The organism is Achromobacter sp. ES-001, from assembly GCF_019448355.1.
Classification (GTDB): Bacteria; Pseudomonadota; Gammaproteobacteria; order Burkholderiales; family Burkholderiaceae_B; genus Achromobacter; species Achromobacter spanius_B.
In genome coordinates this window covers 1,603,244-1,626,591 of sequence record NZ_CP079940.1, presented here as the reverse complement: position 1 = coordinate 1,626,591, position 23,348 = coordinate 1,603,244, and the positions used below count along the sequence as shown (strand labels likewise).

Below are 23,348 nucleotides of genomic sequence, written 5' to 3'. Positions count from 1 at the left end.
TTAACGTTCCTGCGATGTCGGGGCGTCCACATCGCCTTGCAGGCGGCGGGTCCAATCTTCAACCTGCCCGGCCTGGGCGCGCTTTTCGAACAGCGCCCGCCAGTTTGGCGACAGTTCGGGCAGCGCGGCCAAGGCGTGCAGCACATCCGCGTCCAGCACGCGCCGGTTCAGCACGTCTTGCACGCGGGCAAGCGGCCATTGTGCATGCGGGCGTTCGGACAGCGTCAGCGTGTCGCCCGCGCACAGCCAGCCCTCTTGCAGCACGCGGTAATACCAGCCCGTCATGCCGCTGGCCTGCACGCGGGCCGCCATGCCGCGCCGGGCGAATCGGTGATCCAGTTTCCAGCACGGCTGGCGCGCTTGCGACACCTGGACCAAGGCGGTGCCCGCGCGGAACACATCGCCCACGCAAACGTCGGCTTCGGTCATGCCTTGGGTGGATATGTTTTCGCCGAATGCGCCCGGCGCCTGCAATACCGCGCGTTCGCCCAGCTCGGCTTGCCAGGCGGGATAGTGCTCGCGGGCGTAATGATGCAGCGCCTTTTCCGGGCCGCCATGAAAACGGCGGTCGGCTTGTTCGTCGCCGCGCAGCCCTTCGGCCCCCAGCCACAGGCGCTGGGCAACCGGGTGTTTGTCGATACCGCTATCTCGGCCGGAATCGCCCAGCGGACGCACGGTGCCGGTCAGCAAGGCATCAATGGTGATCGGTGTCATCGGGTGTTCGGTTCCGGCTGGTCGGCTTGCAACGCGGCCAGCTCGGCGTCGTCGAATCCCGCCGCGCGGCGCGCTTCCAGGTTGAACGGGCCGCGCAACCGGGGGGCGTCATAACGCCGCGCCAGGTCGGCGTAGCAGGCCACGGGCTCCAGGCCCGATTGGGCGCATAGGTGCTTGAACCAATGGTTGCCGATGGCCACATGGCCGATCTCGTCGCGCAGGATGATGTCGACGATGGCCGCGCTGGGCGCGTCCCCTGCCCCGGCCAGCTTGTTGCGGATCATGGGCGAGGCGTCCAGCCCGCGCGCCTCCAGCGTACGCGGCACCAGCGCCAGGCGCGCAAGCAGGTCGCCCCGCGTGCGCTCGGCCATGTCCCACAAGCCGTTGTGCGCGGGAAAGTCGCCATAGGCGTAGCCCAGCGCCGCCAACCGCTGGCGCAACAGGTCGAAGTGATAGGCCTCTTCGCGCGCCACGCGCAGCCAGTCGTGATAGAAGGCGTCGGGCATGCCGGCAAAACGCCACAGAATATCCAGCGCCAGATTGACCGCGTTGAATTCAATATGGGCCAGCGCGTGCAGCAGCGCGGCGCGGCCTTCGACCGTGGCCATGGACCGATGCCTGACCTGCGCGGGCGGCACCAATTCGGGATGTTCCGGCCGGCCGGGCAAGCCGTGCGGCGCGACGAATTCGCGGGTGCGGTCCAGCGGCGCGCTATCGGCGATATGGTGCACGGCCGCCAGTTTTTCCGGCCACGTCTTGGCGGCAAGCGCGGACAAGGCCTGCCCGCGCAAGCATTCCGCAATCGGCGCGGCATCTGCCGCGGCGATGGTGTTGCTGTCCATGGTGTTTCCAATCCCAGGCGGCCCGTGCCGCCGCAATCCCTGAAAAAGCCCACGGTTTCAAACCCGCGTGCTGGCGAAGACTTTATCATTCACGGATGGATTCCCTGCGCTTGACCATTGAAACCGACCTGTCCCGCATCGACGCCCATGCCTGGGACGCGCTGGCCGGTGATCAACCCTTTCTGCGGCACGCGTTCTTGTGCGCACTGCATGAGACGGGATGCGCCGCGCCGGCCTCGGGCTGGGCGCCGCATTATCTGGCACTGTGGCGTGACGGCGCGCTGGCCGCCGCCACGCCGCTTTACCTGAAGTCGCACTCGCGTGGCGAATACGTGTTCGATTACGCCTGGGCCGACGCCTTCCAGCGCCACGGCATGCGCTATTACCCCAAGCTGCTGTCGGCCATTCCGTTCACGCCCGTCACGGGGCCGCGCCTGTTGGCCACCAACGACGAAGACCGCGCCACGCTGGTGCGCGGACTGGTCGCCTTTGCCGAGGAAATCAAGGTGTCGTCGCTACACCTGCTGTTTCCGGCGGACGAGGACATGCACGTGCTGCGCGAGGCCGGCTTCATGATCCGGGAAAGCGTGCAGTTTCATTGGACCAACCCGGGCTACGCGGATTTTGACGCGTTCCTGGCGCTGATGAGCCACGACAAGCGCAAGAAGATCCGCCAGGACCGCAAGAAGGTCGCCGCCGCCGGCTTGTCTTTCCGCTGGTTGCGCGGTGGCGACATTACCCCCGCCGACCTTGGCTTTTTCTACGACTGTTATTGCCGCACGTATTTCAACCACGGCAATCCGCCCTATTTAAACCGCGATTTCTTTGAACGCGCGCATCGGGAACAGCCGGACGCGTTTGTATTGATCCTGGCCGAACGCGACGGCGTGCGGGTGGCGGCAGCGCTGAATCTGGCGGGCGGCGACGTGCTGTACGGGCGCTATTGGGGCGCCACCGAATACGTGCCGGGCCTGCATTTCGAGACCTGTTATATGCAGTCGATTGCGTACTGCATCGCGCATGGCATCCGCCGTTTTGAAGGCGGCGCGCAAGGCGAACACAAGATGGCGCGCGGCTTGTTGCCGACGCCGACATGGTCGGCGCACTGGGTGGCGCACCCCGGTTTTGCCGAGGCGATCCAGAACTTCCTGGACGAAGAAACCTCGGCGGTCACGGACTATCTGGGCGAACTGGAATCGCACACGCCGTTCAAGGGCAGCGCCTAGCGCGCCAGCGCGGTAATTCCTACAGAAAGCGGTCCAGCAGCTTGCGGCTGTGCTTGTCCAGCGCCAGGATGTCGCGCACCAGATAGAAGATGCCGTGGCTGTCGGCAATCAGCAGCGTCTGCGGGCTGAGCCGGCGGATGTCTTCCTCGCCGCGCAGCGTGAAAGACGTGGGGCCGCGATCCGTTTCAACCTTCCAGGTGCTGGGCGTGGCAAAGGTCGATACGCTGGCCAGCTTGCGGATTTCGGGCATGAATTCACGCCCGGCAAGCTCTTCTTCTATCAACGCCCGTTGCGGCGCCGGCACGTCGGACAGGTGTTCGATCCACAGCAGTTCGTGGCCGTCGCTGGTCACCAGCGACAGGCCGCGTCCCGCTTCGCTGATAGGGAAGGCGCGCACGGGGATGACGCCTTCGTGCGTCTGGCCGTCGGCGGATTGATATTCCAGACGCCCAAAGGCATTGCGGCGTAGCTGAAAGGTCGGCAACGTCATGAAGATAATCCCGGTTCGGCGTCAGGCCACGGCGGCCATGTCTTCGCTGCCCGACGCCTGCGCGTCGGCTTCCGCCTGGCGCGCTTGCGCCTGGTAGAGGCGATAGTAGGCGCCCTCGCGGGCCATCAGTTCTTCGTGCGGCCCTTGCTCGACGATCTGGCCACGGTCCAGGACGACCAGCCGATCCGCCTTGCGCAGCGTGCTCAACCGGTGCGCGATGGCGATGGTGGTGCGGCCACGGACCAGGTTGTCCAACGCCTTCTGGATTTCCTTTTCGGTGGTGGTGTCCACCGACGACGTGGCTTCGTCCAGGATCAGGATGCGCGGGTCGATAAGCAACGCACGCGCAATCGAGATGCGCTGGCGTTCACCGCCGGACAGGGCTTGGCCGCGCTCGCCCACCAGCGAGTCGTAGCCGTGCGGCAGTCGCAGGATGAATTCATGCGCATGGGCGGCACGGGCCGCTGCGACGATTTCATCGCGGGTGGCATCAGGCTTGCCGTAGGCAATGTTCTCGGCAATGGTGCCGAAGAACAGGAAAGGCTCTTGCAGCACCAAGCCGATGTTGCGCCGATAGTCGGTCACGCGCACCGAGCGGATGTCGATGCCGTCCACCAGCACCGCGCCTTCGGATACGTCGTAGAAACGGCAGATCAAATTGATCAACGTGCTCTTGCCCGAGCCGCTGTGACCGACCAGCCCAATCATTTCGCCCGGGGCGATGGTCAGGTTCAGCCCGCGTATCACCTGGCGGTTGCCGTAGCGAAAGCCTACGTCGCGCAATTCGATGCGGCCGTTGATGTGCGGCAGCGTGGCCGGCTTTTGCGGTTCGGGCACGCTGGACACATGGTCCAGCACGTCAAAAATGCGCTTGGCGCCGGCAGCGGCCTTTTGCGTGACCGACACAATGCGGCTCATGGAATCCAGGCGCAGATAAAAGCGCCCGATATACGCCAAAAACGCAGCCAATACGCCGACCGTGATCTGCTTTTGCGACACCTGCCAGATACCGAATATCCACACCACCAGCAGCCCCACTTCCGTCAACAACGTGACGGTGGGCGAAAACAGCGACCACGTGGTGTTGACGCGGTCGTTCACTTCCAGATTGCGATTATTGGCTTCGCGAAAACGCGCGACTTCACGCTTTTCCTGGGCGAATGCCTTGACCACGCGAATGCCGGGAATGGTGTCGGCCAGCACGTTGGTGATTTCGGACCAGATGCGGTCAACCTTTTCAAAGCCGTGGCGCAGGCGGTCACGCACCGCGTGAATCATCCAGATAATGAACGGCAGCGGCACCAGCGTCACCAAGGCCAGCCACGGGTTGATCGACACCAGGATCACCGCCGTCATCAAAATCATCAGGATGTCGGTGGCGAAGTCCAGCAGGTGCAAAGACAGGAACACGCAAATGCGGTCGGTCTCGCTACCGATGCGGGAAATCAGGTCGCCCGTGCGCTTGCCGCCAAAGTACTCCAGCGACAGCTGTTGCAAGTGCTCATAGGTAGTGGTGCGCAAATCGGCGCCGATACGCTCGCTGACCCAGGCCAGGATGTAGGTTCGGGCCCACCCCAGCCCCCAGGCCAGGAAGGCGGACGCCAGCAAGCCGCTGAGATACATGCGCACCTTGCTGTAGTCGATAGGCGCGCCGTTCTGGAACGGAATCAACACGTCGTCCATCAGCGGCATGGTCAGGTAAGGCGGCACCAAGGTCGCGGCCGTACCCAGCAACGTCAGCACGAAACCGACCAGCAAGTGGCCGCGATACGGCCGCGCAAACCGCCAAAGCCGCAACAACGCCCACGTGGACGACGGTGCGGCTTGTTCCTGGTTGCAGGTCGGGCATTCTTCCTCGCCTGCGGGGATAACGTTATTACAGACGGTGCAATTGCGTTCCTGCGGCGGTTCTTCGGCTTTGCCCGAAAGCCGGATCGCCTGCTGCGATTCAAACTGCGCCAGCAGGCGCAGCGCGGCCGGGTTGCGGGCCAGCGTGAAACGCCAGACGGCCAGACGCGCCGTGTCATCGTGCAATTCCAGCACGGCGGCCCCAGCGTGGTCCGTCAGATTAAGTGTTAATTGCGGCCCGTAGGCCCACGAATCCCAACCGTTATCGGCGGAATTTCGGGCTAGAAGGCGCCGGTCAGTCGCGGCGACCAGCCCGGGCTGGAACTTCAGCCGCTGGTCCAGGTCTATTTCAACCCAGGCCAGCAAGGTTTCGCCATCCGCTAATTCAGCGCGGATTTCATCCCGCCAGCGGGCAGGAAAGGCATCGGCAAGGCCGGAAAGCAGGTGTGGTTTTTTCATTGGAACGCATACCGGGCCAGGACTCTGCCCTACTAGGCGGCAACCGGTTTACCACCTATGGCGGCAAACGTGTCCCTTCCTTACAACACAACGAGTTCACGCCTTGAAGGCGTCGTATAGTAGCAGCCGATTTTTCTAATTAGGAATATCTGGGATCCCCCACTCGTTGGCATTATTCTTACAGCGCAACCCCAAAAATTCGCAATAAATTCGCGGTCTTACATAGGGGCGTCCGCGCGTGCCAACCTGCTTCTCAAGTAAATTAAAACATGAAAAAGAAAGACATTGAATTTCTCGATGTCGTGGCTTTGCGCGGCCCGAACATTTGGACGTATCGCCCGGTCCTTGAAGCATGGGTGGATATTGGTGAATTGGAAGACTATCCGTCCAACACCATTCCCGGGTTTTACGAGCGCCTGTCCGAATGGCTGCCGACGCTGATCGAACACCGATGCAGCCCCGGCGTGCGCGGCGGTTTCCTGGCCCGCCTGAAAGAGGGCACCTGGCCCGGCCACATTCTTGAACATGTCACGCTTGAATTGCAGAACCTGGCCGGATTGCGCGGCGGCTTCGGCAAAGCCCGCGAAACGTCGACCCGCGGCGTCTACAAGGTGGTGGTGCGCGCCTGGCAGGAACAGGTCACCCGCACCGCCCTGAACGAAGCGCGCGACCTGGTCATGGCCGCCATTGAAGACCGCCCGTTCGACGTGCCCGCCACCATCGCCAAGCTGCGCAGCCTGGTGGACAAGCACTGCCTGGGCCCCAGCACCGCCTGCATCGTGGATGCCGCCGATGACCGCGACATTCCCTATATCCGCCTGTTTGAAGGCAACCTGGTGCAATTCGGCTACGGCTCGGCCCAGCGCCGCATCTGGACGGCCGAGACCGACCGCACCAGCGCCATCGCCGAAGGCATCTCGCGCGACAAGGACCTGACCAAGGAACTGCTGTCGACCTGCGGCGTGCCGGTTCCCGAAGGCCGCCTGGTGCGCAGCGAGGACGACGCCTGGGAAGCCGCCGAAGACATCGGCCTGCCCGTGGTGGTCAAGCCGTATGACGGCAACCATGGCCGTGGCGTCTTCACCAACCTGACGAGCCGCGAAGACGTGGTGTCCGCCTACCGCGTGGCGGTGGACGAAGGCAGCGGCGTCATCGTCGAACGCTTTGTGCTGGGCAACGAACACCGTTTGCTGGTGGTCGGCAACCGCATGGTGGCCGCCGCCGCCGGCGAACCGGCCTGGGTGACGGGCGACGGCAAGTCCACCATCACCGAATTGATCGACAGCCAGATCAACATCGATCCGCGCCGTGGCCGCACCGAAAACCATCCGCTGAACCTGGTCCGCCTGGATTCAGCCGCCCGGCTGGAAATTGCCCGCCAGGGCATGTCGGAAGACAGCGTGCCGGCCGACGGCCAGCGCGTCTTGGTGCAGCGCAGCGGAAACGTGGCGTTCGACGTAACCGACCGCGTGCATCCCAGCATTGCCGCCACCGTCACGCTGGCCGCCCGCGTGGTGGGCCTGGACATTGCCGGCGTGGATCTGGTGGCTGAAGACATCACGCGCCCGCTGGCGGAACAGCGCGGGGCCATTGTTGAAGTCAACGCCGGCCCAGGCTTGCTGATGCACCTAAAGCCGGCCGACGGCGCCCCGCGTCCGGTGGGCCGCGCCATTGTCGACCACCTGTTTCCCGACGGCGACGCCGGCCGCATTCCCATCGTGGGCGTCACGGGCACCAACGGCAAGACCGTGGTGGCACGCCTGGTTGCGCGCCTGTTGCACCTGTCCGGCAAGCGCACCGGCCTGGCGTGCAGCGAAGGGCTGTACCTGGACCGCCGCCTGGTGCAAAAGGGCGACCGCGCCGATTTCGCGTCCGGCACCCGGTTGCTGATGAACCGCAACGTGGACGCAGCCGTCATCGAAAACGACAGCGGCGTCATCCTGGGCCAGGGCCTGGCCTATGACCGCTGCCAGGTCGGCGTGGTGACCAATATCGACGACGCCGACCATCTTGGCGACTTCGACATCAACGAAACGGAGCGCATGTTCAATGTGTTCCGCACGCAGGTCGACGTGGTGCTGCCGACGGGCGCCGCCGTGCTCAACGCGCGCGACCCCCGCGTGGTGGAAATGGCCGAGCTGTCCGATGGCGCGGTGATCTTCTTCGGCATCGACCCCGCCCTGCCCGCCATTGCCGCGCATGTGCAGCAAGACGGCCGCGCGGTGTTTGTGCGCGACGGCGGCATCATCCTGGCGCAAGGCACCCGCGAAGAACGGCTGGCCGACGTGGCCGCCATCCCGTTGACGCATGGTGGCCGCGTGGCCTTCCAGGTGGAAAACGTACTGGCCGCCGTGGGCGCCGCCTGGGCGCTGGACATTCCCGTGGAGCTGATCCGCGCCGGTATCGAAACCTTCGATATCGATCAGGCCGACGCGCCCTGGCAGTTCACGCTTTTTGAACGCAACGGCAGCACGGTAGTGGTGGACGACGTGCACAACGCGTCCGCCCTGCGCCCGCTGATTGCCGCCATCGACCAGTTCCCGTCAACGCGACGCGCCGCGGTGTATTCCGCCGGCGCCGACCGCCGCGACGCCGACCTGATCGAACAGGGCCGCCTGCTGGGCGACGCCTTTGACCGCGTCGTGCTCTATGACGACATGACCGTGCAAAGCAAGCGCCCCGAAGGCCAGGCGCGCGCGCTGCTGCGCCAGGGACTGTCGCAAGGCAGCCGCGTGAAAGACATCCAGGACGAGCCGGATCATGGCAAGGCCATCGAAAGCGTGCTGAACGGCATTGCAGCGGGCGACTTCGTCCTGCTGCAATCCGACGAAGCCTTTTCGGGCCCCACCATCGATCTGGTCCGCCGCTGGATTCAACAATACTGACAGGAATACCTGCCATGGAAGTTTCCCGTATCCGTGCCCTGCGCGGCCCCAATCTGTGGAGCAAGAACACCGCGATCGAGGCCATCGTTTCGTGCGCCGACGCCGAGTGCTCCATCGATAACCTGCCCGAGTTCGAAGCCCGCCTGCGCGCGCGCTTGCCGCAAACCGGGCTGATGCGGCCGGAAGGCCATCAAGGCGCGGTGTCGATCGCGCACGTGTTGCAGATCGTCGCGTTGACGATGCAGGCGCACGCCGGTTGCCCCGTCACCTTCGGGCGCACCTCGTCCACCGTCGAGCCCGGCGTGTTCCAGGTGGTGGTCGAATACAGCGAAGAAGAAGTCGGCTTGCTGGCCATGGAGTTGGCGCAGCAACTGGTGCGCGCCGCGCTGGACGACACGCCGTTCGACTTGCCCGATGCGCTGAAGCGTTTGCGCGATCTGGACGAAGACGTGCGCCTGGGACCCAGCACCGGTTCTATCGTGAACGCCGCCGTCGCCCGCAACATTCCCTATCGCCGCCTGACGCAAGGCAGCATGGTGCAGTTCGGCTGGGGCAGCAAGCAGCGCCGCATCCAGGCCGCCGAGACCGACCTGACCAGCGCCATCTCGGAATCGATCGCGCAAGACAAAGACCTGACCAAGATGCTGCTGGACGCGGCCGGCGTGCCGGTGCCCATGGGCCGCTCGGTAACGAGCGCCGAAGAGGCATGGGAAGCCGCGCAAGAGCTGGGCGGCCCCGTGGTCGTCAAGCCGCGCGACGGCAGCCAGGGCCGGGGCGTGGCGGTCAACATCGAAACGCGGGAACGCGTGATCCAGGCATTCGAAGTGGCCGAGGAAGTCAGCTCGGAAGTTATCGTCGAACGCTATATTCCCGGCCACGACTTCCGCCTGCTGGTGGTGGGCGGCGCGCTGGTTGCGGCATCGCGCCGCGACCCGCCGCAAGTGACCGGAGACGGACAGCACACCATCCGCGAACTGGTCGACCAGGTCAACGCGGACCCGTTGCGCGGCGACGGGCACGCTACCTCGCTGACCAAGATCCGCTTTGACGACATCGCGCTGGCCACGTTGCAAAAACAGGGCTTTGACGCGGATTCCGTGCCGCCCCCCGGCACCCTCATCTTCCTGCGCAACAACGCCAACCTGAGCACGGGCGGATCGGCCACCGATGTGACCGACGAAGTGCACCCTGAGATGGCCGCGCGCGCGGTCTCCGCCGCGCGCATGATCGGTCTGGACATCTGCGGCGTGGACGTGGTGGCCGAAAGCGTGCTGTACCCGCTGGAAGAGCAGCATGGCGGCGTGGTCGAAGTCAACGCCGCGCCGGGCCTGCGCATGCACCTGAACCCGTCGTTCGGCAAGGGCCGCGCGGTGGGCGAGGCCATCATCGCCAACATGTACGCGGACGGCGACGACGGGCGTATTCCGGTCGTGGCCGTGGCCGGCACCAACGGCAAAACCACCACGGTGCGCCTGACGGCCCACCTGCTGGGCGCCGCCGGTAACCGCGTCGGCATGACCAATTCCGACGGCGTGTATATCGACAACCTGCGCATCGACACCGGCGATTGCAGCGGCCCGCGCAGCGCGCGCAGCGTGCTGATGCACCCGGACGTGGACGCCGCCGTGTTCGAAACCGCGCGTGGCGGCATCCTGCGCGAGGGCCTGGCGTTCGACCGCTGCAACGTGGCCATCGTGACCAACATCGGCATGGGCGACCATCTGGGCCTGGGCTACATCAGCACCGTAGAAGACCTGGCCGTGGTCAAGCGCGTGATCGTGCAGCACGTGCACCCGTCGGGCACCGCCGTGCTGAACGCCGCTGACCCGATCGTGGCCGAGATGGCCGCCAGCTGCCCCGGTTCAATCACGTACTTTGCGGAAGACCGCAACCACCCCGTCCTGGCCACGCACCGCGCGCAGGGGCTGCGGTCGGTGTACCGCGACGGCAATGCGATCGTGGCGGCGCAAGGCGCCGAAGAAACGCGTTTCCCGCTGGCCGACATTCCGCTGACGCGCAATGGCACGATCACCTTCCAAGTTGAAAACGCCATGGCCTCGATTGCCGCGGCATGGGCGTTGAACCTGGACTGGGACGTTGTACGCCGGGGCCTGGCCACGTTCGTGAACGACGCGCAGACGGCCCCGGGCCGCTTCAATGTGTTCGACTATCGCGGCGCCACAGTCATTGCCGACTACGGCCACAACCCCGACGCCATCCTGGCGCTGGTACGCGCGGTGGACGCCATGCCGGCCAAGCGCCGCTCGGTGGTCATCAGCGGGGCGGGCGACCGCCGTGATGAAGACATCCGCATGCAGACGGAAATCCTGGGCGCCGCCTTTGATGACGTGCTGCTGTACCAGGACCAGTGCCAGCGCGGACGCGCCGACGGCGAGGTGCTGGCGCTGCTGCAAGAAGGCCTGGTGGGGGCGCCGCGCACGACGCACATCGAGGAAATCCATGGCGAATTCCTGGCCATCGATACGGCGCTGGGCCGCCTGAAAGCGGGCGATCTGTGCCTGATCCTGGTTGACCAGGTGGAAGAAGCGCTGGCGCACATCGCGCACCGCATCGCCCAGCCCTGAGGGGCGGCGCGGCGGACACGCCGCAATACGCAAACGGGGCGCAGCGCGCCCCGTTTGCATTTCAATCGCGGCATTTCAATCGCGGCATTTCAAGCGCGGCATTTCAGCCGCCGCATTTCAGTCCCCGCATTTCTGCCGACGCATGCCACTCACCGCATGCCGCCCGCCATGTTCTCGCCCGCCGTGCGCAAGACGAGGGGGGCCTGAGATCCCCTGCGTTCAGGTGCTGGGCGTGGCCGCTTCCAGCGCGGGGCCGGTGGCCTGGTACTTGTCCGTCACGTGCGTGCATCCCACGGCCGCCAGCGCGGCCAGCGTCAGCAAGAGAGCGCTGCAAAGTCGTTGCGTCATGCGTACCTTCCTTTTTCGTTGATGAAAAGCTTGAGGGTTGGGCACGACTATACCGGCCGGGCCTTGCCGCCACCAGCGTGGCGAAGGTGGTTGCCCCACGCGCCGGCGGGGAAATCGACGCATCTTCCGTTACCAGCCCCGCTCAAAAGGGGACAAGACATTGCCGGAATGTAACTCCCGAGAGGCGCTTTCCCCCGGGATTTTTCCCTCGAAAAATCGCGTCCGCCAAGCCATCCGGCGCTGTTACATATACCCACAGCCGCGTTTGACAGCCCCTTTGGCCACTCGTAAGTTAGGGGCTAGCTGATCAGCGTTCAAGTCAACCGCGACAGCAGGAACTTATAGGCCATAAGCCCTGTGTCGCACGAAGATAAGAAGAGAGGTCACCATGAATAACGACATCATCGCCGGCAAGTGGAAGCAAATGACTGGCAAGGCCAAAGCCGCCTGGGGTGAGCTCACCGACGACGAACTGACTCGCACGGAAGGCAACGCCGAACGCCTGGCTGGCCTGATTCAAGAGCGTTATGGCAAGACCAAGGATGAAGCGCAAAAGGAAGTCCGGGATTTCTTCGACCGCAATCCCTGAATCCTCCCACCGCCTTGATCGGTCGAACTCACTGGAGAAGCTGACATGTTGCATTACGCCGTAGTTTTCTTCGTCATCGCGATCATCGCGGCGGTTCTCGGCTTTGGCGGTATTGCCGCTGGGGCCGCGGGTATCGCCAAGATCTTGTTCTTCGTATTCCTGGTGCTGGCGCTCTTGTCCATCTTGAGCGGCGCGCTGCGAAAAAAATAGAACACGCCGATAGCACGCATACCCTACTGAAAATTTGATCCTCTGCCGCGCAGACGCATCACGCGGCAGACCATACTAATAAGGAGCACGACTATGGAATTTCGCAAGCTGATCGCCGCCGCCGCACTGGGAACTGGCGCTGTCTTCACTTCCATGGCTTTCGCGGCGGATGATGGCAAGCCCAAGCAATCCGTGGGCGAATATGCCTCCGACGCAACCGTAACGACCAAGGTCAAGGCCGCTTTCGTTGCCGACAAGCAACTGAGCGCGTTGGACATCGCCGTGGAAACCAACAACGGCGTCGCGACGCTGACCGGTACCGTGGGCACGGCGGCTGAAGCCGACCACGCCGCTACCGTCACCCGTGGCGTTGAAGGGGTGAAGCAGGTGAAGAACAACATCAAGGTCGACCCGGCCAAGAACAAGAAGTAAGGCAGGTTTGTCAGGACGGCCGCGTTCCATACCGGGGCCTAGAGAGAGAGGGCGGCGCCTGTGGAGACACAGGCGCCGTTTTCTATGGGCGAACACAATGCAGCGGACACAATGCAGCGGCCGCAGCGCAGCCGCACGGCGCCGCCACCGCCAAGAACCGGCAACCACGCAGCGCCCGCCTTGCCCCGGGGGGCTGCCCCGGGCGGTACGCCCCGGGCCACACGCCCCCAATCAGATCGTCAGATCGTGACGGTGCCCCGCCCGATTTCCAACGCACGGCCGCCCACCTGGATGCGGCCGTCGGCATGCACGTCCAGCAGCAAGCGGCACGGCCGGCCCATCTGATCGCCCTGCTCGACCAGGATGCTGGCGGGCAAAGGCTGCTGCTTATGGATCAACCAACCGCCCAGGTTGGCGCAGGCCGATCCCGTGCCGGCGTCCTCGTCCACGCCGCCGCCCGCCTTGGCAAAGAAGTAGCGCGCCACGACCACCTGGCGTGCATCGCGCACATTGCCTTCGTCAAACGCGAACAGGTACATCGTCTTGCGGCCCAGGCTGCTGGCTTGCCAGCGGCTTAGCTTGGCGGAGTCGGGCATGGCGCGGCGCACCGCGTCCACGCTGGCCAACGGGACCAGCAATTGGTCCGCCCCGGTATCCACCCAGATGGGATCGCTTGCCAGGTCATCGGCCGACAATCCGACCAGCGACGCGATTGCCGCGCGGTCTTGCTCGGGCGGCGCCGTCTGCACGCCGTTGGGGCACGGCGCGGTGAAGGTCCAGGCGTCACCTTGCGCCTGCACCGGCACCACGCCCGCGGCAAATTCCAGCGTCAACGCATCGCCGGTGCCACGAATGTCGCGCACCACTTGCGACGTGCCGATGGTGGGGTGGCCGGCAAACTTCATTTCGTAGCCCGGCGTGAAGATGCGCACGCGCGCATCGGCCTTATCGGACGGCAGGATGAACGTGGTTTCGGACAGATTGAACTGCGCGGCCAGGTTCAGCATGGTGGCGTCGTCCATACCGCGCGCGTCTTCAAACACGCAAAGCTGGTTGCCGCCGAAGGTGGACGACGCAAAGACGTTAAGCAGGCGAAAGGCGTAGGAGGTCATGAGGGGAATCAAGCAGGGAAAGGGCCGGCGCACCCGGCAAGGCTTCCCACTTTATCGCAGCGCCCCGCCGCGATCCATCGCGCATCGCTTACCAGATTGCAAAGAAAAACACCCATGCCATGCAGAACGGTGCCAAGCCCGCGGCCAGCACCACCCACGCCGCTACCTTGCGCGTGGCGGTGACGGGGCGCGGCGCCAGCAGGCGGGCAAACAGGCGCAAGGTCCACAGCACGGCAAGCGTCAACAGCGTGAAGCGCACCGGGCCGGCCCAGCCCGCTTGCACGCCTTCGTGCTTGAGCAGGTTAACGGTGGTGGCGGACAGGCCCAGGAACACGCCAATGCCGGCTGACGGGATCAGCGCCTGCGCCAGCTTGTGCACGCCGGGGCGGATCCAGCGCGTTGCGGGGGCATCGGCCGAGGCGGCATCGACCGACGGCGCAGCGGGCGCCAGGCGGTCGGCCAGCCACAGCGAAAGGAAGCTCGCGCCGCCCACAATCACGGTGGCGCCGATGACGAACATCAAGATGCCCGCGCCGTCCAGCCACGAAAAGCTGTCGTTGACGTCGGGGTAGTGCGTCAGGATGAACCAGGGCGCGTTGTCCATCAGCGGCCACATGATGTCGTGCTCGACCAGCCACGTCGCGGCCCATTGCTTGGCCGTCACGTACCAGGGGCTGGCGCTCCAGAGGAACGCCCCGATGGCGATGCCCATCAGGCCGAAGCACAGCAAGGCGGTCTGCCAGGCGTCGCCATCCGAAACGTGCACGATTTCTTCTTCGGGCGAACGCGGCGTCAGGGCGATGGCGCCGCGATAATCGCTGCACCGACCGCACATGTGGCAATCGCCCGCGCCCTTCATGTGACGCAGCGGCACCAGCGGCGCGCAGTTGATGGGCTCGATGCGGATGACGGGGTGACGCCACTTTTCTTCATCGACCTTGAAGTGCCACGGCGCCAGCTTGGCCAACAGGTTGAACACGCCGTTGACCGGGCACAGGTATTTGCACCACACGCGCTTGCTGCGGCCATACCGCCAGCCGACGATCATGGCGGCCACGGTCGAACCGCCCAGCACGGCCAGCACCGCCAGCGGGTATTGATACACGCTGACCAGTTGGCCGTACACCGTCGTCAACGCAAACGCCACAAACGGCCAGCCGCCCCAGCGCATCCACTTCGGGATGGCGCGGCCCTGCCCGCGCTCGCTGGCCCATTCGGTCAGCATGCCTTCCGGGCAAAGCCAGCCGCACCACGCGCGGCCCAGGATCGGCATCGAGATCAGCACGAACGGCCACCAGACGCCCCAGAAGGCAAACTGCGCAACGATGGTCAGGTTGTTGAACACCGATGCCGCGTTGTCGGGCAAGGGCATGATTGCGGGCACGATCAGCAGGAACGCGTACAACGCAACAATGCCCCACTGAAGCTTGCGCAACAGCGGGGCATGGTCACGGAGAAAATCGGCGATCCGGGAAGTCACCCTCCCGAGTACAGCAGCCATGGTTAAACCTTCAATATTCAGTCCGGCATCACGTCGGAATCAAGATGCGTTGCGTGCGGGGACCGGCGCGCGGGCCGGCTTGCCGCCCACCCAGCGCAGCAGCGCCCACACCACGATCCAGTAAGCCACCCACAACAACACCGAAATCAGGGCGGGCAGCGCGCGGTAGCCGGCGAAGTCGGCCAGGACCTTGCCCACGCCGGTGCTGTCGCTCAAGAGCCACGAGCTATCCCAGACGGGGTCGATGATGGTGGGCAGCACGTCCAGCGAAATCAGGTGGTCCAGGCCGCCGACCAGCAGCGAACCGGCCAACAGCAGCAGCAGGATTTCGGTCACGCGGAAGAAGCGGCGCCACGTAATCATCTTGCCGCCCAACTGCAACAGCCAGAACGTCAGCAGGGCCACGGCAAAACCGGCCACACCGGCCAGGGCCAGCTTGGCCATGTCGCCGCCGCCCTCGCCCGCCGATACGGTGCCGTACAGAAACACCACCGTCTCGCTGCCCTCGCGCGCCACGGCAATGGCCACCAGCACGAACAGGCCCCACCAGTTGTCATTGGCAACGGAACTGCGCGCACCGCTTTCCAGTTCGCCTTTAAGCGTGCGGCCGTGCTTTTTCATCCACACGACCATCTGCACGACCAGCGCGCAAGCGGCTAGCGACATAATGGCCTGGAACCATTCCTGGCCTTCGTCGCTAAGCCAGGACGACACGCCAAGCAACACCAGGGCCAGCGCCACGGCCAGCGCCAGGCCCGCCGCCACGCCGCCCCACAGGTAGTTCAGCCCGCGCTTGCCTTCCGGCGTCGCGCGCAGCCAGGTGTACAAGATGCCTACCACCAGCAGGGCTTCAACGCTTTCGCGCCAGACGATAAAAAGGACCTGTTCCATGTATGGCTACCGCTTATTCCTTGGGCTTGACGACCAGGGTGCCTTTCACGCTTTGGTGAAAGTCATCAAAGAAGGGGTACTCGCCGGGGCGGGAAATGGTGATGACGACGAAGGATTTAACCCCCGGCCCCAACACTTTTTCCTTGCGCAGCGGAATGCTCTCAAATTCCACCGGCTCGTTGCTTTCGTTGATGAGTTCAATCTTGAAACGGCCGGCGGGCACTTCCAGGGTTGCCGGCTCGAACGTGCCGTCCGGCTTGAACCTGAGCGTGAACGTCGGCAATTCGTCCGCCTGCGCGGGCGCCATGCCGGCAAGGCCGGCCAGGCCGATCAGTGCGGCGGCAACAACGCGAAGCAGGCGGCGCACGATCAATATCCGCCCTTCTTGCCGGTGCCGGCGTAGACGAATTCGTATTCCAGTTCAAAGGGCTCGAACCACGGGCCCACGCCGGTTTCCTTGTCGACGTGGCGGCCGAAGTGAGCCATCTTGTTTTCGGACGGCGGCAGGATCGAGTACTTCAGCTTGTACTTGCCCGGGCCTTCCAGCTTGACGTTGTCGCCATAGTGCGGACCGTCGTTGGCGACCATCGGCATGAAGGTGCCTTTCTGCACGTTCTGGCTGCCGACCTTCTGGATCTCAAAATTCACGACCAGGTAAGGCACCCATTCGCCTTCCGGGAAGCCGGTTTTGTTGCCGGCCGTGGCGTGGATATCGGCCTCAAGGTGCACATCGGAATCCTTGGCGGGGCGCATCATCCCGGGCGGGTCCATTTCAATCGGCTGCAAATACACTGCGCCGATTTCCATGCCGCCCTTCTCAACCGGCTTGCCAATGGGGTATTCGGCCGCGTTGGCGGCCGACACGCTCATTGCAACAATGGCCAGCGCCAAGGCTTTCTTGATCATGTGCATCATCCTGAGAGACTCAAATTGGGTATCGGCTCTAAAAACATAAACAAGAACCGTTTGCATTAATGTAACGAAAAAAACTGACATATCCCTGAACCAAAAGGCCCGGGATGCATCAGTTCGTTGCGTTATCTCAAAGGGAAAAGCGGCCACAAAAAAGCCGGCGGGGACGATGCCACACCGGCTGCTGGCAGGGCAAAAAGCGCGGATGCGCCCTTGCCGCTTGGCGCTATTTGCGGCCCTGGCCCGGCGTGCTGCCCGGCGTGAACGGGAACGTCGAGAACATCGCGCGCGTCTGGTCTTGCATTTGATCCTGCATCTGCACGAACAGGTTTTTGCTCTGGTCGATGTAGTTGTTCATCATGTTTTGCAGCATGGGCGTTTGCACGTTCATGAACTGCGTCCAGGCTTCCGGCCCGAACTGGCTGCCGTACAGCCCCTTGGACTGTTCCGCCATGCGCGTCTGGATTTCCATGAAGGCCTGGATGTTCTTTTCAAGGTAAGAACCCATGATGCCCTGCATGGCGTGCCCGTAGAAACGGATGATCTGCGACAGCATGTTCGACGAGAACATGGGCATGCCGCCGCTTTCCTCTTCCAGAATGATCTGCAAGAGGATGCTGCGGGTCAGGTCTTCGCCGCTCTTGGCGTCGACCACCTGGAATTCTTCATTGGCCAGGACCAGTTGCTTGACATCTGCCAGAGTGATGTAGGTGCTGGTCCGGGTGTCGTATAGGCGACGGTTGGGGTATTTTTTAATCAGGCGCAGGCTGGCGCCGGTTTGTGCTTGCGTCATGTGTGTCCCCGGATCGGGCGATCTCTAAGACTTCGAATAGGGTGGAGTGTAATGCCGGAAGGCCCTCTCCCCGAGGCCTTCCAGCGCCTTGAGCCGCCGGGGGGCGGCCCGCTAGCCTTCATCAGCCCATGTGCAGGCCGCCGTTCAGCGAGAAGTCCGCGCCGGTCGAGAAACCGGATTCGTCCGACGCCAACCACGACGTCATGGAGGCGATTTCCTCGGGCGTGCCCAGGCGTCGCACCGGAATGGTCGCCACGATTTTTTCAAGCACTTCGGGGCGGATGGCGCGAACCATGTCCGTGCCGATGTAGCCCGGCGAAATCGTATTGACGGTGACGCCCTTGCTGGCCACTTCCTGCGCCAGCGCCATGGTGAAACCATGGATGCCGGCCTTGGCCGTGGAGTAGTTGGTCTGGCCGAACTGGCCCTTCTGACCGTTCACCGAGCTGATGTTGATGATGCGGCCCCACTGCCGTTCAACCATGCCCTCGATGACCTGCTTGGTCACGTTGAACAGGCTGTTCAGGTTGGTGTCGATCACCGCGCGCCAATCGTCGGCGCTCATTTTGCGGAACAAACCATCGCGGGTGATGCCCGCGTTATTGACCAGCACGTCGACCCCGCCCAGCTCCGCGGTGACCTTTTCAAAGGCCTTCACCGTGGATTCCCAGTCGGACACGTTGCCCACCGACGCGTAGAACGTGTAGCCCTGCGCAGCCTGCTCATCCAGCCATTGCTGGTAGTTGCGGCTGGGGCCGCAACCTGCCACGACGCGAAAGCCATCCTTGGCCAAGCGCTGGCAAATAGAGGTGCCGATACCGCCCATCCCGCCTGTTACGTAAGCCAGTTTTCCGCTCATTGGACTTCCTCCTGTGTGCGACGGACGCCTCGTTGATTAACTTCTTATTAGCCCGGGGTAAACCGCGTCGTGCGGTTTCAGGCTGCCCGGACCTTCACATACCTGCCAGGCGCCGGCTCGATCGGCTGGTACTTGGCATTGCCTAATTTTGTGCGCGCCTTGATCTGCTTGCCCGAATGGTCAGCCAGCCAGGCCGTCCAGTCGGGCCACCAACTGCCCGCGTGTTCGGTGCTTTGCGCGAACCAGGCGTTCGGGTCGCCCGGCATGTCATGGCCTTTCTTGCCCAGCTTGTCCGCGACCCAATAGCTGCGGCGCTTCTTGGCGGGCGGGTTCACCACGCCCGCGATGTGGCCCGAGGCCCCCAGCACGAAGCGCTGCGGCCCGCGCAGCAATTGCGTGGAGGCATAGGCAGACACCCAGGGCACGATATGGTCTTCGCGCGAGCCAAAAATGTACGCCGGCATCGTCAGGCGCGTCAGGTCCAGCGATGTGCCGGCCGCTTGCGCGCGGCCCGGCACCTTCAGGTTGTTTTCCAGGTAGGTATTGCGGAAGTACCAGGAAAAGAACGGCCCGGGCAGATTGGTGCTGTCGCCATTCCAGAACAGCAGATCAAACGGTGGCGGCTTCTGACCCTTCAGGTAGTTGCCAACCACGTAGTTCCAGACCAGCTCGTTGGGCCGCAGGAACGAGAACGTGGTGGCCAGGTCACGGCCGGGCATCAAGCCGCCGTTGCCCAGTTGTTGATCGCGCAGCAGCGCATGGGCTTCGTCGACAAAGACCTTCAGCACACCCGTGTCGTGAAAATCCAGCAGCGAAGTCAGCAGCGTCAGCGACGCTACCGGCTGTTCACCGCGCGCCTCGGCCAGCGCCAGCGCCGCCGCCAGCATCGTGCCGCCCACGCAGAAACCCAGCGCGTTGACCTTGGGTTGCTTGGTGATGTCGCTGGCCACGCGCAGCGCTTGCAGCACGGCGTCGTCCAGGTAGTCGGTCCAGGTGGCGCGGTCCACGCCGTCGGTGTCGCTGGCCAACGGGTTGCGCCAGGAAATCAGGAATACCGTGTAGCCCTGCCCCACCGCGTGGCGCACAAAGGAATTTTCGGGCTGCAAGTCCAGGATGTAGAACTTGTTGATGTTCGGCGGCACGATGACCAGCGGCCGCTCGTAGACCGTGGCGGTCGAGGGCGCGTACTGGATCAGCTGGAACAGCTTGTTCTCGAACACCACTTCGCCGGGCGATACGGCCACGTTGCGGCCGATCTCGAACTGCGATTCATCGGTTTGGGTGATGCGGCCTTTCTTGACGTCGCCAAGCAGGTTGGCCAGGCCTTCATTCAACGCGCGGCCGGCGCTTTCGACGATGGACTGCTGGGCGTCTGGATTCAATGCCAGGAAGTTGGACGGCGACAGCGCGTCCACCCACTGCATGATGGAAAAACGCAGGCGCTCGCGCATGGGTTCGCTGACCTGGGCGGCGTCGACCATGCGCTGCATGGCGCGCGCGGACAGCAGGTACGTGTGGGCCAGCAGCAGGTGCGAGCCATTGGCGGCCCAGGCGTTGCCGGCAAAGCGGCGGTCAGCGGGAGGCACAAGCGCGCCGCGCCGGGCGTCGTCACAAAGGCGCTGCCACTCGCGAGAGAATTCGGCCTGAATTTCGGCCAGGATTTCCGGTGCCACGCTCACCGGAATGGGTCCTGCGGAGAGATTGGCGTTCACTTCCACACCTTGTTATCGACACTGCTCGATTGATGTTGCATTCCGGGTCCATCACTGTCAATGCGGGTATACAAGGAGTTTCGCCGCACGGGTTTGCGCCCTGTGCAGCGGCCTTGCGCCAGATCAAACCGGGTCGAGCCAAGCCAGCAACGCCATGCGTCCGGTTTCGGTATCGCGGCGGTATGAAAAGAAGCGCTGCGGGTCCGACACCGTGCACATGCCGCTCAGGGCCACTTCTTGTACCCCGGCGCGGCGCAGGCGGAAATCGGCCAGTCCGGCGAGGTCGGCCAGCCACTTTCCCGATAGACCGGGACGCGGCGTGAAGAACCGCAGCGTGGCCGGGTCGTCCGCCGTGAAGGCGTCCAGCACGTCTTGCCCCACTTCGAATTCGGTCGGGCCGATGCCGGGGCCGACCCAGGCGCGCCAGCCGCCGGCGTCGGGCGCCTTGGCTTGCATGGCCGCCAGCGTGTGTTCCAGCACCCCGCCCGCTAGGCCACGCCAGCCGGCATGCGCCGCGCCCAGCACCTGGCCCCGACCGTCGGCGATGACGACGGGCAGGCAGTCGGCCACCATGATGGCCAGCACGCGCCCCGGTTGCGCCGTGACGCTGGCGTCCACCGCGGGTTCGTCGGGCAAGTCAGGCGCATCGGCATCGACTACCTCGCTGCCGTGCACCTGACGCAGCCACAGGGGCTCGCCCGGGACGGCGGCGCGCACGCGGCGTCGGTTTTCGGAGACCGTGTCGGGGTTGTCCCCGGCGCGGCGCCCCAGGTTCAGGGAATCATGCGGCGCCACGCCCACGCCCCCGGCACGGGTCGTGCAGAAGTACGACACGCCGGGCCACGACGGGCCGGTCACAACGGGCAGGCTGGCGATCACGCGGTCCATGCAACGGTTTCCTGAACTAACGCCATGTCGGCCGGAACGTCAGCGGTGAATTGCACGTCGCCGTTGCCGCCGGGGTCATCGAAATGCAGGGCGCGCGCGTGCAGCATCTGGCGCGTGGCCCCGGCAATGTTCTTGCCGCCATAGATGGTATCGGCCAGCAGCGGGTGCCCCAGGCTGGCCATGTGGACGCGGATCTGGTGGGTGCGGCCGGTTTCCAGGCGACACACCACTTCCGTGACGCGACCACCCGGGTCCACCTGCCCGCGCCGGACCGGCGCGTAATTGGTAATGGCGGGTTTCGGGGCAACGGGGCGCTCGACGCTCATGCGCACGGGCACGCGGGCATCGCGCCCGATCGCGCGGTCGACCCGGCCGGCCGCCGCCATCCAGCCATGGGCCAGGGCGACATATTCGCGGCCCATGCTGCGTGCCTGCAACTGGCGCACCAGATGCGTCTGGGCCTTTTCATTGCGGGCCACGACCATGAGCCCCGAGGTGTCTTTGTCCAGCCTGTGTACGATGCCGGCACGCGCCACGGCCGCCAATTCCGGGTAGCGGTACAGCAGGCCGTTGAGCAGCGTGCCGCTCCAGTTGCCGGCGCCCGGATGCGTCACCAGGCCCGCGGGCTTGTTCACGACGATCCAGTCGGGGCTTTCGTCCACAACGGTGAATTCAACGGGTTCGGGGGTGAAGGCGCGCGCGTCAGGGGCGGGCTGGGCCCACACCAGCAGTTCGTCGCCCGGGCCAACGGTCTGGCGAATCTTGCCGGGCGCGCCGTTGACGTGCACGTTGCCGGATTCGATCCAGCCTTGCAGCCGGCTGCGGGAATGGTCGGGCAGCAAGCCGGCCAGCACCTTGTCCAGCCGGTCGGCGCGGGTGCTGGAAGGCACGGTTACACGTTGCGGTTCACCCCGGTTTTCGGCGGGGTTTGCCTCGGTGATTTCGTCGGAGTTTTCGTCAGGAAGGCCCAGGAGTTCGTCGTCGGAAACGAGATCTGTGCCGGCGGCTGTATCGGACATGGAGACAAATCATATAATCAGCCTGCCATGCTAACACCAAGGATACGATTCTCGTGATTCACCACCCCGCAGCTCCCTCGAACCCCGCATCCCGAAGCGGGCCGGTTTTGCGCGTGGTTATCGCGCTATTTGCCGTCATCGTCATCGCCGGTTGCGGCTCGACCAACAGCAAATATGACAAGACCACCAACTGGAGCGCCGAACAGCTCTACGCCGACGCCAAGTCGGAAATGTCCTCCGGAGGCTGGAAAGAAGCGCGCGAGCGCCTGACCGCCATCGAAAGCCGCTACCCCTTCGGCGTGTACGCCCAGCAAGCCCTGCTTGAGCTGGCCTACGTCAACTGGAAAGACGGCGAAAACGAGCAGGCCCTGGCCGCCATCGATCGCTTTCAGCAGCTTTACCCGAACCACCCCGGCACCGACTACGCGCTGTACCTGAAAGGCCTGATCAACTTCACGCCCGCCAGCGCGTTCATGACCAACATCACGGGCCAGGACCCCGCCGAGCGCGACCCCAAGGGCCTGCGCGCGTCCTACGACGCGTTCAACGAACTGATCAAGCGCTACCCGGAAAGCAAGTATTCGGTTGATGCCGAAAAGCGCATCGCCTGGCTGGTCAATACCATCGCCATGAACGAAGTCTATGTGGCGCGCTACTACTACGAACGCGGCGCCTACGTGGCCGCCGCCAACCGCGCGCAAACCGTCATCACCGACTTCGAAGGCGCCCCCGCCACCGAAGAAGCGCTTTACCTGATGGTCGAGTCCTACGACAAGCTGGGCATGACCGACTTGAAGAACGACGCGCAGCGCGTCTACGACAAGAACTTCCCCAACAGCGAATTCAAGACCAAGGGCCTGAAGGCCGACCGCAGCTGGTGGAATCCGTTTGACTGATTGATCAGCGGATTTGCCCGCATGGGAAAAAGCCCCTCGGATCCTTGGATTCGAGGGGCTTTTAATTGGGCCCGAGGGTTGTGCGTTGGCGGCGTTGCCGCAATAAACATTCGCGCCGCAACGTCGGCGGCAACGCC

22 protein-coding genes are annotated in these 23,348 nt (G+C 64.2%); 7 read left to right on the top strand and 15 right to left on the bottom strand.

Translation table 11 applies throughout. The features are described from left to right. Positions 1 to 714, bottom strand: coding sequence for an MOSC domain-containing protein (locus tag KYT87_RS07225; RefSeq protein WP_219991926.1), 714 nt, complete (start codon positions 712 to 714; stop codon positions 1 to 3). Further along, positions 711 to 1,556, bottom strand: coding sequence for a ferritin-like domain-containing protein (locus KYT87_RS07220; protein WP_219991925.1), 846 nt, complete (start codon positions 1,554 to 1,556; stop codon positions 711 to 713). Before KYT87_RS07220 ends, KYT87_RS07225 begins: the two co-directional genes overlap by 4 nt. Positions 1,557 to 1,651: 95 nt before the next feature. On the opposite strand from KYT87_RS07220, the gene KYT87_RS07215 reads away from it, so the two are divergent. Beyond that, the gene (locus tag KYT87_RS07215; protein ID WP_219991924.1) at positions 1,652 to 2,782 is read left to right on the top strand and encodes a GNAT family N-acetyltransferase; all 1,131 of its coding nucleotides are present in this window, start codon (positions 1,652 to 1,654) and stop codon (positions 2,780 to 2,782) included. Positions 2,783 to 2,801: 19 nt separating this feature from the next. Here KYT87_RS07215 and KYT87_RS07210 read toward each other — a convergent pair whose 3' ends face one another. Both KYT87_RS07210 and KYT87_RS07205 read right to left on the bottom strand, forming a co-directional pair. Beyond that, positions 2,802 to 3,272: a DUF1854 domain-containing protein gene (locus tag KYT87_RS07210; RefSeq protein WP_046802705.1), complete on the bottom strand. Its 471-nt coding sequence runs from the start codon at positions 3,270 to 3,272 to the stop codon at positions 2,802 to 2,804. Between the two features lie 21 nt (positions 3,273 to 3,293). Then, positions 3,294 to 5,579 (bottom strand): ABC transporter ATP-binding protein, encoded by a 2,286-nt coding sequence (locus KYT87_RS07205; RefSeq protein WP_219991923.1) that lies wholly within the window; start codon positions 5,577 to 5,579, stop codon positions 3,294 to 3,296. 269 nt (positions 5,580 to 5,848) lie between these two features. On the opposite strand from KYT87_RS07205, the gene cphA (KYT87_RS07200) reads away from it, so the two are divergent. Both cphA (KYT87_RS07200) and cphA (KYT87_RS07195) read left to right on the top strand, forming a co-directional pair. Further along, on the top strand, positions 5,849 to 8,464 hold the full coding sequence (gene cphA / locus KYT87_RS07200; RefSeq protein ID WP_219991922.1) for a cyanophycin synthetase: 2,616 nt from the start codon (positions 5,849 to 5,851) through the stop codon (positions 8,462 to 8,464). 14 nt (positions 8,465 to 8,478) lie between these two features. After that, positions 8,479 to 11,049 (top strand): cyanophycin synthetase, encoded by a 2,571-nt coding sequence (gene cphA / locus KYT87_RS07195; RefSeq protein WP_219991921.1) that lies wholly within the window; start codon positions 8,479 to 8,481, stop codon positions 11,047 to 11,049. 219 nt (positions 11,050 to 11,268) lie between these two features. Here the strand turns inward: cphA (KYT87_RS07195) and KYT87_RS29730 are convergent, their stop codons facing one another. Continuing rightward, positions 11,269 to 11,397: a hypothetical protein gene (locus KYT87_RS29730; protein ID WP_255593987.1), complete on the bottom strand. Its 129-nt coding sequence runs from the start codon at positions 11,395 to 11,397 to the stop codon at positions 11,269 to 11,271. Positions 11,398 to 11,785: 388 nt separating this feature from the next. Here KYT87_RS29730 and KYT87_RS07190 point away from each other — a divergent pair, with 388 nt between their 5' ends. The 3 genes from KYT87_RS07190 (at position 11,786) to KYT87_RS07180 (ending at position 12,628) form a co-directional block, all read left to right on the top strand. Beyond that, positions 11,786 to 11,986, top strand: coding sequence for a CsbD family protein (locus KYT87_RS07190; RefSeq protein ID WP_046802701.1), 201 nt, complete (start codon positions 11,786 to 11,788; stop codon positions 11,984 to 11,986). Between the two features lie 45 nt (positions 11,987 to 12,031). Further along, positions 12,032 to 12,196 (top strand): DUF1328 domain-containing protein, encoded by a 165-nt coding sequence (locus KYT87_RS07185; protein ID WP_006218179.1) that lies wholly within the window; start codon positions 12,032 to 12,034, stop codon positions 12,194 to 12,196. Between the two features lie 93 nt (positions 12,197 to 12,289). Next, positions 12,290 to 12,628: a BON domain-containing protein gene (locus KYT87_RS07180; protein ID WP_046802700.1), complete on the top strand. Its 339-nt coding sequence runs from the start codon at positions 12,290 to 12,292 to the stop codon at positions 12,626 to 12,628. A 239-nt stretch (positions 12,629 to 12,867) separates the two neighbouring features. Here the strand turns inward: KYT87_RS07180 and KYT87_RS07175 are convergent, their stop codons facing one another. From KYT87_RS07175 to KYT87_RS07130, 10 genes are all read right to left on the bottom strand, one after another. After that, the gene (locus tag KYT87_RS07175) at positions 12,868 to 13,740 is read right to left on the bottom strand and encodes a PhzF family phenazine biosynthesis protein (RefSeq protein ID WP_104143111.1); all 873 of its coding nucleotides are present in this window, start codon (positions 13,738 to 13,740) and stop codon (positions 12,868 to 12,870) included. Between the two features lie 88 nt (positions 13,741 to 13,828). Beyond that, a complete protein-coding gene (locus KYT87_RS07170; RefSeq protein WP_219991920.1) occupies positions 13,829 to 15,241 on the bottom strand; it encodes a 4Fe-4S binding protein in 1,413 nt (470 codons plus the stop codon). 39 nt (positions 15,242 to 15,280) lie between these two features. Further along, complete coding sequence (locus tag KYT87_RS07165; RefSeq protein ID WP_219991919.1) at positions 15,281 to 16,132, bottom strand: FTR1 family protein; 852 nt, start codon at positions 16,130 to 16,132, stop codon at positions 15,281 to 15,283. 13 nt (positions 16,133 to 16,145) lie between these two features. Further along, on the bottom strand, positions 16,146 to 16,439 hold the full coding sequence (locus KYT87_RS07160) for a cupredoxin domain-containing protein (protein WP_054424672.1): 294 nt from the start codon (positions 16,437 to 16,439) through the stop codon (positions 16,146 to 16,148). A 62-nt stretch (positions 16,440 to 16,501) separates the two neighbouring features. Then, a complete protein-coding gene (locus KYT87_RS07155; RefSeq protein ID WP_046802873.1) occupies positions 16,502 to 17,038 on the bottom strand; it encodes an iron transporter in 537 nt (178 codons plus the stop codon). A gap of 232 nt (positions 17,039 to 17,270) precedes the next feature. Next, entirely contained in the window at positions 17,271 to 17,837 is a 567-nt protein-coding gene (gene phaR / locus KYT87_RS07150; RefSeq protein WP_006218172.1) for a polyhydroxyalkanoate synthesis repressor PhaR, read from the bottom strand. Between the two features lie 121 nt (positions 17,838 to 17,958). Beyond that, the gene (gene phbB, locus KYT87_RS07145; RefSeq protein ID WP_046802696.1) at positions 17,959 to 18,696 is read right to left on the bottom strand and encodes an acetoacetyl-CoA reductase; all 738 of its coding nucleotides are present in this window, start codon (positions 18,694 to 18,696) and stop codon (positions 17,959 to 17,961) included. A 77-nt stretch (positions 18,697 to 18,773) separates the two neighbouring features. Further along, positions 18,774 to 20,408, bottom strand: a complete 1,635-nt coding sequence (locus tag KYT87_RS07140; RefSeq protein ID WP_104143350.1) for an alpha/beta hydrolase — start codon at positions 20,406 to 20,408, stop codon at positions 18,774 to 18,776. Between the two features lie 123 nt (positions 20,409 to 20,531). Further along, positions 20,532 to 21,296 carry a peptidoglycan editing factor PgeF gene (gene pgeF, locus KYT87_RS07135; RefSeq protein ID WP_120154379.1) on the bottom strand — a complete coding sequence of 255 codons (765 nt, stop codon included), beginning with the start codon at positions 21,294 to 21,296 and terminating at the stop codon, positions 20,532 to 20,534. After that, positions 21,284 to 22,315 (bottom strand): RluA family pseudouridine synthase, encoded by a 1,032-nt coding sequence (locus KYT87_RS07130; protein WP_223264781.1) that lies wholly within the window; start codon positions 22,313 to 22,315, stop codon positions 21,284 to 21,286. Before KYT87_RS07130 ends, pgeF begins: the two co-directional genes overlap by 13 nt. Before the next feature lie 107 nt (positions 22,316 to 22,422). Here KYT87_RS07130 and KYT87_RS07125 point away from each other — a divergent pair, with 107 nt between their 5' ends. Next, a complete protein-coding gene (locus KYT87_RS07125; protein ID WP_046802694.1) occupies positions 22,423 to 23,211 on the top strand; it encodes an outer membrane protein assembly factor BamD in 789 nt (262 codons plus the stop codon). The last annotated feature ends 137 nt before the right edge of the window (positions 23,212 to 23,348 follow it).

What these genes read in the sequence shown, in the direction of transcription:
- KYT87_RS07225 (WP_219991926.1), bottom strand. Translation starts at nt 714, where the DNA reads ATGACACCGATCACCATTGATGCCTTGCTGACCGGCACCGTGCGTCCG.
- KYT87_RS07220 (WP_219991925.1), bottom strand. Translation starts at nt 1,556, where the DNA reads ATGGACAGCAACACCATCGCCGCGGCAGATGCCGCGCCGATTGCGGAA.
- KYT87_RS07215 (WP_219991924.1), top strand. Translation starts at nt 1,652, where the DNA reads ATGGATTCCCTGCGCTTGACCATTGAAACCGACCTGTCCCGCATCGAC.
- KYT87_RS07210 (WP_046802705.1), bottom strand. Translation starts at nt 3,272, where the DNA reads ATGACGTTGCCGACCTTTCAGCTACGCCGCAATGCCTTTGGGCGTCTG.
- KYT87_RS07205 (WP_219991923.1), bottom strand. Translation starts at nt 5,579, where the DNA reads ATGAAAAAACCACACCTGCTTTCCGGCCTTGCCGATGCCTTTCCTGCC.
- cphA (WP_219991922.1), top strand. Translation starts at nt 5,849, where the DNA reads ATGAAAAAGAAAGACATTGAATTTCTCGATGTCGTGGCTTTGCGCGGC.
- cphA (WP_219991921.1), top strand. Translation starts at nt 8,479, where the DNA reads ATGGAAGTTTCCCGTATCCGTGCCCTGCGCGGCCCCAATCTGTGGAGC.
- KYT87_RS29730 (WP_255593987.1), bottom strand. Translation starts at nt 11,397, where the DNA reads ATGACGCAACGACTTTGCAGCGCTCTCTTGCTGACGCTGGCCGCGCTG.
- KYT87_RS07190 (WP_046802701.1), top strand. Translation starts at nt 11,786, where the DNA reads ATGAATAACGACATCATCGCCGGCAAGTGGAAGCAAATGACTGGCAAG.
- KYT87_RS07185 (WP_006218179.1), top strand. Translation starts at nt 12,032, where the DNA reads ATGTTGCATTACGCCGTAGTTTTCTTCGTCATCGCGATCATCGCGGCG.
- KYT87_RS07180 (WP_046802700.1), top strand. Translation starts at nt 12,290, where the DNA reads ATGGAATTTCGCAAGCTGATCGCCGCCGCCGCACTGGGAACTGGCGCT.
- KYT87_RS07175 (WP_104143111.1), bottom strand. Translation starts at nt 13,740, where the DNA reads ATGACCTCCTACGCCTTTCGCCTGCTTAACGTCTTTGCGTCGTCCACC.
- KYT87_RS07170 (WP_219991920.1), bottom strand. Translation starts at nt 15,241, where the DNA reads ATGGCTGCTGTACTCGGGAGGGTGACTTCCCGGATCGCCGATTTTCTC.
- KYT87_RS07165 (WP_219991919.1), bottom strand. Translation starts at nt 16,132, where the DNA reads ATGGAACAGGTCCTTTTTATCGTCTGGCGCGAAAGCGTTGAAGCCCTG.
- KYT87_RS07160 (WP_054424672.1), bottom strand. Translation starts at nt 16,439, where the DNA reads ATGGCGCCCGCGCAGGCGGACGAATTGCCGACGTTCACGCTCAGGTTC.
- KYT87_RS07155 (WP_046802873.1), bottom strand. Translation starts at nt 17,038, where the DNA reads ATGATCAAGAAAGCCTTGGCGCTGGCCATTGTTGCAATGAGCGTGTCG.
- phaR (WP_006218172.1), bottom strand. Translation starts at nt 17,837, where the DNA reads ATGACGCAAGCACAAACCGGCGCCAGCCTGCGCCTGATTAAAAAATAC.
- phbB (WP_046802696.1), bottom strand. Translation starts at nt 18,696, where the DNA reads ATGAGCGGAAAACTGGCTTACGTAACAGGCGGGATGGGCGGTATCGGC.
- pgeF (WP_120154379.1), bottom strand. Translation starts at nt 21,296, where the DNA reads ATGGACCGCGTGATCGCCAGCCTGCCCGTTGTGACCGGCCCGTCGTGG.
- KYT87_RS07130 (WP_223264781.1), bottom strand. Translation starts at nt 22,315, where the DNA reads ATGTCCGATACAGCCGCCGGCACAGATCTCGTTTCCGACGACGAACTC.